The sequence below is a fragment of the Nostoc sp. DedQUE05 genome (assembly GCF_034530955.1).
Classification (GTDB): Bacteria; Cyanobacteriota; Cyanobacteriia; order Cyanobacteriales; family Nostocaceae; genus Nostoc.
On the sequence record NZ_JAVRCB010000034.1, the window covers coordinates 81520 to 94068 of the forward strand.

Here is a 12549-nt window from a genome sequence, read left to right on the forward strand (position 1 = left end):
TAGTTATTTGCTTAAAGCAAGATTAGTTTTAGTTAAGCCTGATGTAATTTTTTGTCTAGAGTGTGGAGTAAAAGCGGCAAAGTTCAGGTATGATTCTCTGCCGCTTGCATCATTTGCATACTCTTGAAAGCATTGCCGTACAAAGCTTTCAAGTACTATTCACCACTGTTAATGCCTAAACTTAAGCAGGGACAGAGAACTGGCTAAAAGACACATTATAGTTAGTGTTGCCAGTGAATTCAGTTACCTGCAAGAAGTAGTCACCAGGAGTGTTAATGTTGGAAATCAGTTCTGAAGTAATACCTGCATTAGTAGAGCTTCCAATTACCTCACCTGCGTCAACAATGCGATTGTTGTTAGAGTCTCGAATCACCCGGATATCAGCATCGCTGCTTAATCCTTCCAATCTGATGTCGACACTCTCACGAAATCCCAAAGAGAAGCTATAAACATCAGTAGTGTTCTGGTTATTGACGTTACCTGTACGAGTGGTATTACCTGACAAGTGACCAAGTACAAATTCTTTGGGAAGAAGGTTGCTAGAACTAGCTGAAATCGGAAAAGTTCCAGCAGGTTCAGTCGCAGACAAGGCTAAATCGTAACTGACATTTCCTGAACTACCTGGAGCAAAGCGAGAAACTTCGGCAAAAAAAGTACCTGAGCTAGTTTTAAAGTTAATCGCCTCATCTTGGTTGCTTCCGCGATTAGAAACAAGTCCAACTTTTCGGTCGAAGTCGTCTAGTACGCCGTTATTGTTCGCATCTCTAAACAGCCTGATGTCGGCATCATCACCCGCGCTAATGTCTGTCAGAGAAAGGTTGATATTTTTGCCACTGGTAATTTTGAACTGAAAGACATCTGTGGGATCGGATGTAGTTAAATCAAAGTTATTCTTAACAACAGGAGTGCTACCGAGTGTACCAAGATTGAAAAGTGCCATTTTTTTTGTCCTTTAGATATTGATTGTAATGCGGTCAAGTTCGTTCAGATTAAGTTATGGTTTGCACAGATGTAAATCTTCGATTTAAATCAAGATTTACTGGAATTTAGTGGCTTAGAGTTTGATGAAAATAAAGATTATTTATTATTTTCAATAGAGTCTTAGCTGTTTGGTTTTGTGCTTGCTGTGTTCAGAACTTGTTGTTTAACCATGAATCTAAATTAAACTGTTTTTTCAATAAGCACAGCATGAAAAAGACTTCTATAGTTAGGTGTTTGTGAAAGTAAATTCCAAGTGCTTTGTATTGTTTAGTCATAAAAAGTCTTATGACTCACCATTGGCGTAATCGAGAATGAGTTTGATGAAATAACAGATGTGTGAAGAATTAGGCAAAAGCTTGTATCAAGGCGATGGTATACTAGACAATGCATTCCTGTACGCCACGAGGTTATTAGGAACATTCTTAGTACGTCATATGAACAGAAGTTCATTAGTGCTTCGAGTCGGCTACCGATTCACCTTCATCCCGACGACGAGATTGCTCAACGCCTTTATAGTGAGCCGAACCGCAAAACCGAAGTATGGCATATTTTGTGGGCAGCACCGAATGCCAGCATTTTAGCAGGTGTAAAAATTGGTGTAGTTATTGCTGGAGGAAAACTCCCCTCTTGGTAGTCATACCCTTCGGGGGAAGCAAGCTACGCATAGCGTCCCGTAGGGAAGGGAGTCGAAACACTGTTTCCTGCCGTGACCAAACGGAACAGGGGTTTAGGACAAGAACACCAAATTTTCTTGTTTTGTGGCTCTTATTAAGGAAGGGTGCTACTCCGATCTTAATAAAACTTCCAGCATAGCTGCCTCCCGCCTACTTAAACTTCATCATCGGCGTGGTGGCAGACAAAAATGCTCTCTATTTAGCAATATTCAACGAATGGTTCCGTTATTCTCTTATATAACCTGATTTTAAGTATTTATCTTTTGTTTGCTAATGCTTATTGACTAATAAATGATTTTAAAAAATTTACTTAAACAATTGATATAAATAAAATGTTCATAACAACCACTTTATCGTGTGGCAGATTTATGATAGTTATTAGGCACCTAAATATAATGCTTTTTTTTAGATAACCTGGCAAAGATTGGTAATGTATATGCCATAATGTCACGAGCTAGGGGTATATAAACTTATTGTTATACTTCATCACGTAAGTGGGGAAGGTATCAGTATTGGCTACGAAAAAACATAATGCTACTAGCTCGAACCGATTGATGAACGATCGGGTCAAAACTCTTGCTATATCTGGAAACCCAGTATTTGGGTCTGGATTTAGTCTATAGCAAGGGTTGATTGAGTTATGGATAGGGAGGAAATTTGATGAAGTTGTTAGATTTAGAGAATCCTGAGGTTAAATTGACCTCTAAAACAGATAGTAATTTTGTGGACTTAACAGCAACACACCCACGACCATTGTTAAAGCGATCGCGCTGGCAAACTTTAAATGGGCTGTGGAAATTCGCATTTGATGACCAAGGAAAATGTGTTGAACCCAGCGATTTTAGCGAATGGTGTCATCATATAGAAGTTCCTTATGCGCCCGAATCTACCAAAAGTGGGATTAACGATCGCGGTTTTCATCCAAACTGCTGGTACGAGCGAGAATTTGAAACACCATCAGGGGACGGCAGATTACTGTTACACTTTGGTGCTGTGGACTATCGCGCTCGTGTGTGGGTAAACGATAAATATATAGCCGAGCATGAAGGCGGACACACCTCTTTCACTCTCGATATAACCCATGCTTTAAATGACACTGGTACAACCAAGGTAACAGTGTGGGCGCAAGACGATCCGCACGACCTCGCCAAACCTCGTGGTAAACAAGATTGGCAGTTGAAACCCCATAGTATTTGGTATCCTCGCACAAGCGGTATTTGGCAGACAGTCTGGCTGGAACGCGTAGGTGAGGCTTATATCGGTAATCTTCGTTGGATTCCCGATTGCGAACGCTGGGAAATTGGGTTTGAACTTGGGCTGGCTGGCAATTTACCTACTTCAAATGTACAAATCAAAATTAAACTCAGCGCTGGCGATCGCCTGTTAGCAAGCGATACCTATGAAGTATTCAATGGGGAAATTAGCCGCCGCATTGTTCTGAGCGATCCGGGTATTGACGACTGCCGTAATGAATTACTGTGGAGTCCAGAAAAGCCGACGCTGATAGATGCCCAAATTCAGCTATGGGATAAAGATCGTCTGTTAGATGAAGTGCAATCTTATACAGCGATGCGGACTGTCAGCGTCCAGCGCGATCGCTTTATGCTCAACGGTCGCCCCTACTATCTGAGGTTAGTTCTCGACCAAGGTTATTGGCCTGAGACATTAATGACTCCACCTAATGACGAAGCATTACGACGTGATGTAGAACTCGTAAAAGCTATGGGTTTTAACGGAGTACGCAAACACCAAAAAATTGAAGACCCCCGCTTTTTATATTGGGCAGACGTTTTAGGGTTGTTAGTATGGGAGGAGATGCCCAGCGCTTACCGCTTCACACCGAAAGCTGTGGAACGGATGACCCGTGAATGGACGGAAATTATCAAGCGAGATGTTAGCCATCCTTGTATTGTGGCGTGGGTGCCGTTTAATGAATCTTGGGGAGTGCCAAATTTGACTGAAACGGCGGCTCATCGTAACTACGTGTTGGCAATGTATCATCTGACTAAGACTCTCGATCCGACTCGCCCAGTAATTGGTAACGATGGTTGGGAAAGTACCGATACCGACATCCTCGCTATTCACGACTATGAACGCCATCCTGAACGATTAGCCCATCGCTACAGACCGGATATTCAAGTATCGGATCTATTTGAGCGTAGCCGTCCTGGGGGACGTATTCTCACCTTGGATAACTATCCCCATCAAGGACAACCAGTGATGTTAACTGAGTTTGGTGGTATCGCCTATGCCCCTCTTGACGAACCTAATGCCGATCAAGCTTGGGGATATGAAAACTGCTCGAATATCTCCGAATTAGAAATGAAATATGCTGCTCTCTTGGAAACCGTTAATAACATTGAGCTATTTAGCGGATTCTGTTACACACAATTAACTGATACCTTCCAAGAAGCTAACGGTTTATTGTACGGCGATCGCACGCCGAAATTTCCCATTGAGGCAATCCGCGCAGCAACCCTCTCAGGACAAGGTTTATGTACTCCCACAAGCTGTTAAAGCCCGACGGACGCAAACTCAAATTATACAGTCGCTACCCAATTACTAGTCAGTTAGAAGCCCCTAGCCCTAGTAATGAGCCAGTGCAAGCTAATCCCCACTTGCGCTGGCACCCCTTGCGGGGCGAATGGGTAGCTTATGCTAGTCACCGTCAAGGGCGGACATTCATGCCGCCTCCAGAATATAATCCCCTCGCACCTACTACTAACCCTGAGTTCCCAACGGAACTACCACAAGGTAAGTATGATGTGGCAGTGTTTGATAACCGCTTTCCCTCAATGAGTCCGACAGCCGACAATCCACCCGATACGATCGTGGAAACGTTACCAGCTAATGGAGCCTGTGAGGTAGTGGTTTTTACTCAAGATGCCCGCGCCTCTCTCAGTTCCTTACAGTTGGATCATCTAGATTTGCTGTTGTCAGTGTGGGGCGATCGCACCCGCGAACTCGGACTAAATCCCCAAATCCAATACGTCCTGCCCTTTGAAAATAAAGGTGTAGAGGTGGGTGTAACATTGCACCATCCCCACGGGCAAATTTACGCCTATCCTTTTATACCGCCTGTTCCAGCGCGAATGCTGGCGATGCAGCAGGAGTATTATGAACAACATCAGCGTGGTTTATTGCAAGACTTGATTCAGAAGGAGATTGCAGACGATCGACGGATTATTTATCAAGATGAGTATGCGATCGCATTTGTCCCAGTTTGCGCTCGTTACCCCTATGAAGTCTGGCTTGCACCAAAAGAACCAGTTGGCACTTTTATGGATCTTACCCCACAGCAACGTTGGGGACTTGCCAAAGCCTTAAAAACTGTCACTCTCAAGTATGACGGTTTGTGGAATCGCCCGTTTCCTTACTTGATGGCTTGGTTCCAAGCACCAACTGACGGTTTAGCTCATCCCGAAGCGCATTTACACGCCGAGTTTTTTCCACCATACCGGACAAGCGAAAGGCTAAAGTATCTGGCGGGAACCGAACTTGCAGCGGGGATGTTTGCCAATGATGCTTTACCGGAAGAGAAAGCGAAGGAACTACAAGCCGTGGTGGTAAACATTGAAGAACCGATTTCGGTGTGATATCATGTCCGCCTGATTGCTTATTAAACCCGAAGAACCCCACCCCGCCAAAGCTGTGCTTTGTCTCCCCTCCCCGCAAGCGGGGAGGGGTTGGGGGTGGGGTTCTTTTATTATGGGTAATTTGGCGGACATGATATGACAGGGGTTTGGAACTGTAACTTAATTTCTGGACAAACCAACGCATAAATTGGAAGTTTGTCCACCTCTTGAATTAGTTCATCAACAAACTGTCTTAACCCTTCCTTCTAATCGGGGACGGTTTTTAACTTTTCTGTAATCCCGTTTCACGTTAATAATATAAAAAACAGATTGAACTAAAAATTGAAATATATTTCTTCGCTCCATTTCTGTCTGTGCATGACGAGAAATTTTATACTTCATTTTTATTCTGTTTTCTTATCAAGCATGGTTTTATTTAAGCAGAAGATAAATACTAATTGCTTTTTATTTAGTGGATTGTGTAGAGACTCGAAGTTTCGCATCTCTATAGGCCTATCTATGGTTCTCCAAAAAATTCTTAACCGAACTGTATTTGTTGATAATTTCTCAATTTAATCCGAAAGAAACTCTGCCTTTCTACTGCTTCTTATAAATTACAACTACATATTTAAGGTATGTCTATGCTAACTAAAAAATATTTAGTCAGCAAAGCAAGTTTTGTTTTGTAAATGGATTTAAATAGCTATTTAGCTATTTAACTATTAAAAATAAGTATTGCAAAAATTTTACAAATATGTGAGCTAATACTTTTAGATAAAGTCAACAATTACGAAGAAATATTTCGTTTTTTATATCGATTTGTGTCAGATAGAGGATAAAATGCCTACTGGGCAAGCGTTTTCTGATAAAAAACAGATATTGCCTAAAAAATCGCAAGTTACCTGTGGCTGCTAATGCCGCTAGGAACTTCCTTCAGAGAACACGCATCAAAGGAGCCGAAGAAGCATGTTCACACACGTCAAGTCCACCATTAGACACATTGCGCCTGATAACTTACGCGGACGTAGTTTAATCAAGGTGGTCTATGTCGTGCTTGAGTCCCAGTACCAAAGCGCATTGTCGCAAGCGGTTCGCACGATTAACGCGAACAATCCTAACTTGGCGATTGAAATCAGCGGGTACTTGATTGAGGAACTCCGCGACCCAGAGAACTATGAGGAGTTCAAACGAGAAATCGAGAGTGCGAATATCTTCATCGCTTCCCTCATTTTCATCGAAGACTTAGCACAGAAAGTAGTAGCAGCAGTAGAACCACACCGCGATCGCTTGGATGTTTCCGTTGTCTTTCCCTCGATGCCAGAAGTAATGCGCCTGAGTAAAATGGGTAGCTTTTCTTTGGCACAGTTGGGTCAGTCAAAAAGTGCGATCGCTCAATTCATGCGGAAACGCAAAGAAAAATCAGGTGCGGGATTCCAAGATGGGATGTTAAAGCTTTTGCGAACACTGCCGCAAGTGCTGAAGTTTTTACCAATGGACAAGGCACAGGATGCCCGAAATTTCATGCTCAGTTTTCAGTATTGGCTAGGTGGTTCTCCAGAAAATCTGGAAAACTTCTTGCTGATGCTAGCTGATAAATATGTATTTAAAGGTTTAGAAAAACAGAATTTTGCACCTTCTACATACGAACAGCCTGTGGTTTATCCCGATCTAGGGATTTGGCATCCTTTGGCTCCCAATATGTTTGAAGATGTCAGAGAGTACCTCAATTGGTATACAGCTCGTAAGGATATTTCTAGCGATCTCAAAGATCCCCTAGCTCCTTGTGTCGGGTTAGTATTGCAACGCACCCACCTAGTTACAGGGGATGATGCCCATTATGTGGCAATGGTGCAGGAGTTGGAAGCATTAGGCGCGCGGGTATTACCTGTGTTTGCTGGTGGTTTGGACTTCTCCAAGCCTGTGGATGCTTTCTTCTACGAACCGACTACTAACATACAGTTGGTAGATGCAGTGATATCGCTGACTGGTTTTGCTTTAGTGGGTGGCCCAGCCAGACAAGACCATCCCAAGGCAATAGAGTCACTCAAACGCTTAAACCGTCCTTATATGGTGGCGCTACCCTTAGTATTCCAAACCACAGAAGAGTGGATGGATAGCGATTTAGGGTTACATCCAATTCAAGTAGCTTTGCAAATTGCAATTCCTGAATTGGATGGAGCAATTGAGCCGATTATATTATCGGGTAGAGATGGAACTACAGGGAAAGCGATCGCACTGCGCGATCGGGTTGAAGCGGTAGCCGAACGCGCCTTAAAATGGGCTAACCTCCGCCGCAAGCCGAAGCTAGATAAGAAAGTCGCTATCACCGTTTTTAGCTTCCCGCCAGATAAAGGCAACGTCGGAACCGCCGCTTATTTGGATGTATTCGGTTCCATCTACGAGGTGATGAAAGCCCTCAAAAATAACGGCTACGACTTACCAGAATTGCCAGAATCAGCCGAAGCGTTGATGCAAGAAGTCATCCATGACGCACAGGCGCAGTACAACAGCCCAGAACTGAACGTTGCTTACAAAATGTCGGTTCCTGAGTATGAGGCGCTGACCCCCTACTCGCAACGCTTAGAGGAAAACTGGGGGCCACCTCCCGGACATCTCAACAGCGATGGGCAAAATCTGCTAATTTATGGTAAGCAATTCGGTAACGTCTTCATCGGTGTCCAACCCACATTTGGTTACGAAGGCGACCCGATGCGGCTGTTGTTCTCCCGTTCAGCTAGTCCTCACCACGGTTTCGCTGCCTACTACACTTATTTAGAGCAAGTTTGGAAAGCTGACGCTGTACTGCATTTTGGTACACACGGTTCCTTGGAATTCATGCCAGGTAAACAGATGGGGATGTCTGGTGATTGTTATCCAGACAACTTGATTGGCTCAATTCCCAACTTGTATTACTATGCAGCGAATAATCCGAGTGAAGCGACAATTGCCAAACGCCGGAGTTATGCCGAAACCATTTCTTACTTGACACCGCCAGCAGAAAATGCTGGGTTGTATAAAGGTTTGAAGGAACTTAGCGAATTAATTGCTTCCTACCAAACCTTAAAAGATAGCGGACGCGGTGTTCCCATTGTTAACAGCATCATGGATAAATGCCGGATCGTGAATCTGGATAAAGATATTGACCTGCCAGAAACCGATGCCAGAGATATGAGTGCTGAAGAGCGCGATAATATTGTTGGCAACGTTTACCGCAAGTTGATGGAAATTGAGTCACGGTTGTTGCCTTGTGGGTTGCACGTCATTGGTAAACCACCAAGTGCAGAAGAAGCGATCGCAACTCTGGTCAACATTGCTAGTCTAGATCGTCAGGAAGAAGGACTTCAAGGTTTACCGGGAATTATCGCCAATAGCATTGGGCGTAACATTGACGATATTTATCAAAATAATGACAGAGGCATTTTAGAAGATGTCCAGTTATTGCAAGATATCACTTTGGCAACCCGTGCAGCAGTTACCGCCCTTGTCCAAGAGCAAATCGACGCGGAAGGACGAGTTTCTTTGGTTTCCCGGTTAAATTTCTTCAATATGGGCAAAAAAGAACCTTGGGTAGAAGCATTGCATAAAGCAGGTTATCCCAAAGTTGATGGCGCAGCCCTAAAACCATTATTTGAGTATTTGGAATTCTGCCTGCAACAAGTATGTGCCGACAACGAACTCGGAGCATTACTCAAAGGCTTAGAAGGTGAGTACGTCCTACCCGGCCCTGGTGGCGATCCCATCCGCAACCCGGATGTATTACCCACGGGTAAGAATATCCATGCACTCGATCCGCAATCCATCCCCACAACAGCAGCAGTCCAATCAGCCAAAATCGTTGTAGACAGGCTTTTGGCACGTAACAAGGCAGAAAACGAAGGAAAATGGCCAGAAACCATCGCCTGCGTCCTTTGGGGAACCGATAACATCAAAACTTACGGTGAATCCCTAGCCCAAATTATGTGGATGGTGGGCGTGCGTCCAGTTCCCGATGCTTTGGGACGGGTGAACAAGTTGGAATTGATACCTTTAGAAGAGTTGGGACGTCCCAGAATTGATGTGGTAATCAACTGTTCTGGTGTATTCCGCGACTTGTTCATCAACCAAATGAACCTGCTAGATCAAGGGGTGAAAATGGCGGCTGAGGCGGATGAACCCTTAGAAATGAACTTTGTTCGCAAACACGCTTTGCAGCAAGCCCAAGATATGGGGATTAATCTGCGTCAAGCCGCGACTCGCGTTTTCTCCAACGCTTCTGGTTCCTACTCGTCAAATATTAACTTGGCGGTAGAAAACAGCACTTGGGATAGCGAAGCCGAGTTACAGGAAATGTACCTGAAACGCAAATCTTTCTCCTTCAATTCCGATAACCCCGGAATCATGGATGAATCCCGGCAGATTTTTGAAAGTACATTGAAAACTGCTGATGCAACTTTCCAAAATCTGGATTCTTCCGAGATTAGCTTAACAGACGTTTCCCACTACTTCGACTCAGATCCCACTAAGCTGGTGGCAAATCTGCGGGGTGATGGTAAAAAACCAGCATCTTATATTGCAGATACAACCACAGCTAACGCTCAAGTGCGGACATTAACAGAAACCGTGCGCTTAGATGCTCGTACTAAATTGTTAAATCCTAAGTGGTATGAGGGGATGCTGAATCACGGTTACGAAGGTGTGCGCGAACTCTCCAAACGATTAGTAAACACAATGGGTTGGAGTGCGACAGCCGGCGCTGTAGATAACTGGATTTACGAGGATACTAACGAAACCTTTATCAAAGATGAAGAAATGCAGAAACGGTTGTTAAACCTTAATCCTCATTCTTTCCGCAAGGTTGTATCAACTTTATTGGAAGTAAATGGACGCGGTTATTGGGAAACTAGCGAGGAGAATTTAGATCGTCTACGCGAGTTATACCAAGAAGTTGAAGACCGAATTGAAGGAATAGAATAGTCCTTATAGGGCAGGCATCTTACCTGCCCTAATCTTCAATCTAAAATGCCCTAATGGATGCTTTAACCGTTAACTTTAGATATTTTAGATGATATTGAGTAGGTTTATACATAGCCAATAAGGTAAAAGGCATAGTTATCCCGTGCCTTTCGCATTTATCTGACTTTTCACAGAATATAGAAAAAGAAAACAGGTTAGCAGATACAATAGCGGCCATCTATCAACAAATCTTTAATACCTATTGTGGAGATTAGAGTTGACCAAAAGAAAACATCCTTCAAAAGAGCAAAAAGAACGTTTGCTTACGAAAAATTTATATAGGTGTTGTGTCTGTAAAAGAAGGGGTATTGGTCTTCATTTGCATCATATTGATGAAGATTCGTCTAACACCGTTGACGAGAATCTCGCTGTTTTATGTGTTCAGGATCATGATCTGCATCATAGACCTGATGCCTATGACCGTGTAAAGCATACTGAACTAGGTGCTGAGAGGATCAAAGAATTTAAGAGTTCGTGGGAGAGGTTTGTCACAGAAGCTAGGCAAGATAAACCAAAGATTCTGGCTACTGTTAGCGTATATGGAAATTATGAACATATCCATGCAGCGCAATTAGTTATGCAGTGGTTTGACGAGAAGATTGAGTATGAGAGAGTATTTCATCTACTTGAGGGTGACTACGAGTATTGGGCAGAAGAAATTATCGGTGAAGTTGATTATTTTGGAAAAAATATTAAAGTAGCCATTATTAATGAGCCGCTTCCAGTTGAACATTGTCCATGTTGTGGCAAGGGATTTAGTAGAACAGTTAAAGAAGGGATTGCTATAAAAATGACAGATCCAAACTGGTCTACTGTCTCAACTTGTTCGATCTACATTAATCCGAACCAACCATCATTGGCACTCACCATTTTTTTTAAAGATGAAGTTATATACCAAAGCAATCTTCATCTGTGCCAAGGCAAATATCTTCACTATTCAGGCGATTGTTATAACGAGCGTCTTGAGGTCAAAAAACGTCCAAGTGTTAGAACACAAGCTACAAAGATTATGCAAAAAGTTATAGACGATTGGGAACCAAGTAAAATATTTATTGGAACCGGAAATCATGATAAACCATTCTTGATAAACGGTTTTGATTTGCCTCTTTGTTGGGAGAAGCGTGTAAGTTAAATCTAACTCCTGATAAGGATACAAAGTATTCTGCGGCTCAACTATCCCGTTAGGCTTGCAAATCAGTGGCTAACAAAGGATGTCTGACGACAAGCCTTCACGCGTCTACGCTTTATTTTTGAGGTTTTCTGCAAAGCGATCGCTCACTCTCCTACAATAAGCGATCGCTTAGTTTTTGAGGTTTTCTGTAAAGCGATCGCTCACCCTTCTACAACAGGCAATCGCATTATTTTTGAGGTTTTCTGCAAAGCGATCGCTCACCCTTCTACAACAGGCGATCGCTCTTTGGGAGTGTAATTTTCAGGGGATGAGATATTGAACTTCTTGGTCAGTGAGTATAATTATAATAACTGAACTTAATATCTAGCCAATATTACCACGAAGGAAATGCCAGCAAAAGACATTTATCATAATGCTGTTAAAAATGCCTTAATTAAAGATGGCTGGATAATTATAGCTGACCCTTATTTTTTGCAGTATGAAGATGCAGAACTTTATGCTGATTTATTTGTAGAAAAAGCCTTATTAGCAGAACAAGAAGGACGGAAAATAGTTGTAGAAATCAAAAGTTTTATCAGTCCTTCTCCCATGAGAGATTTTGAAAATGCTCTAGGTCAATATATTCTTTACCGCGATATTTTACAACTAGCCAGTAAAAACTATAAAATTTATCTAGCAATCAGAGATACAGTATTTGATACTTTCTTTCAAAGAAAATCTATTCAAACAGTGGTTAAACTTCAGCAAATTGAAATTATTGTTTTTAACAATGAAAGGGAGGAAATTACTTTATGGATAAATTAATAGGATATCGAGAGTTAATTAAACAGGTGCTAACTGAATATGATAATTTGTCTCGTCAATCACCTGATAAAATTGCTGAAAATTGTTTAGTATTTGATGAAAATCACGATCATTATCTCTGGTTAACTGTAGATTGGCAAGGTAGCAAAAGACTTAAGTATACTCATGTTCATATTCGGATTAAAAATGAGAAAATTTTCATAGAAGAAGACTGGACAGAAGAAGGAATAGCCACTGAATTAATGAAGTTAGGTGTAAGTAGCAGCGATATTGTATTAGCTTTTCAGCCTCCAGATGTGAGAAAATTTACAGAATTTGCAACAGCTTAGTAAATTATTGGGCGTTGCATAATAGAGGGATGAATTGAGGTCATCTACTGTGCAATGTCCAT

The 12549-nt window shown here is 42.4% G+C and carries 8 protein-coding genes; 7 read left to right on the top strand and 1 reads right to left on the bottom strand.

The genetic code is table 11. The annotated features are described in order from the left end of the window. Positions 1–181: 181 nt before the first annotated feature. The gene (locus RMZ42_RS23540) at positions 182–940 is read right to left on the bottom strand and encodes a PPC domain-containing protein (protein ID WP_322673691.1); all 759 of its coding nucleotides are present in this window, start codon (positions 938–940) and stop codon (positions 182–184) included. Positions 941–2315: 1375 nt separating this feature from the next. Between RMZ42_RS23540 and RMZ42_RS23545 the strand changes: the two genes are divergently transcribed. The 7 genes from RMZ42_RS23545 to RMZ42_RS23575 all read left to right on the top strand — a co-directional run bounded on the left by RMZ42_RS23545 (position 2316) and on the right by RMZ42_RS23575 (position 12487). Continuing rightward, positions 2316–4172: a glycoside hydrolase family 2 protein gene (locus RMZ42_RS23545; protein WP_322673692.1), complete on the top strand. Its 1857-nt coding sequence runs from the start codon at positions 2316–2318 to the stop codon at positions 4170–4172. Then, positions 4151–5251 (top strand): galactose-1-phosphate uridylyltransferase, encoded by a 1101-nt coding sequence (galT, locus tag RMZ42_RS23550; protein ID WP_322673693.1) that lies wholly within the window; start codon positions 4151–4153, stop codon positions 5249–5251. Before RMZ42_RS23545 ends, galT begins: the two co-directional genes overlap by 22 nt. A gap of 945 nt (positions 5252–6196) precedes the next feature. Further along, on the top strand, positions 6197–10183 hold the full coding sequence (locus RMZ42_RS23555) for a magnesium chelatase subunit H (RefSeq protein ID WP_322673694.1): 3987 nt from the start codon (positions 6197–6199) through the stop codon (positions 10181–10183). 256 nt (positions 10184–10439) lie between these two features. After that, the gene (locus RMZ42_RS23560) at positions 10440–11354 is read left to right on the top strand and encodes an HNH endonuclease signature motif containing protein (RefSeq protein WP_322673695.1); all 915 of its coding nucleotides are present in this window, start codon (positions 10440–10442) and stop codon (positions 11352–11354) included. 175 nt (positions 11355–11529) lie between these two features. Continuing rightward, the gene (locus RMZ42_RS23565) at positions 11530–11673 is read left to right on the top strand and encodes a hypothetical protein (protein WP_322673696.1); all 144 of its coding nucleotides are present in this window, start codon (positions 11530–11532) and stop codon (positions 11671–11673) included. A gap of 68 nt (positions 11674–11741) precedes the next feature. Continuing rightward, positions 11742–12158 (top strand): XisH family protein, encoded by a 417-nt coding sequence (locus RMZ42_RS23570; RefSeq protein ID WP_322673697.1) that lies wholly within the window; start codon positions 11742–11744, stop codon positions 12156–12158. Further along, on the top strand, positions 12146–12487 hold the full coding sequence (locus RMZ42_RS23575) for a XisI protein (RefSeq protein WP_322673698.1): 342 nt from the start codon (positions 12146–12148) through the stop codon (positions 12485–12487). Before RMZ42_RS23570 ends, RMZ42_RS23575 begins: the two co-directional genes overlap by 13 nt. Positions 12488–12549 lie beyond the last annotated feature (62 nt).

Bases quoted from the DNA above. Each gene is read 5' to 3' on its own strand.
- RMZ42_RS23575 (WP_322673698.1), top strand. From the start codon at position 12,146: ATGGATAAATTAATAGGATATCGAGAGTTAATTAAACAGGTGCTAACT.
- RMZ42_RS23555 (WP_322673694.1), top strand. From the start codon at position 6,197: ATGTTCACACACGTCAAGTCCACCATTAGACACATTGCGCCTGATAAC.
- galT (WP_322673693.1), top strand. From the start codon at position 4,151: ATGTACTCCCACAAGCTGTTAAAGCCCGACGGACGCAAACTCAAATTA.
- RMZ42_RS23545 (WP_322673692.1), top strand. From the start codon at position 2,316: ATGAAGTTGTTAGATTTAGAGAATCCTGAGGTTAAATTGACCTCTAAA.
- RMZ42_RS23540 (WP_322673691.1), bottom strand. From the start codon at position 940: ATGGCACTTTTCAATCTTGGTACACTCGGTAGCACTCCTGTTGTTAAG.
- RMZ42_RS23570 (WP_322673697.1), top strand. From the start codon at position 11,742: ATGCCAGCAAAAGACATTTATCATAATGCTGTTAAAAATGCCTTAATT.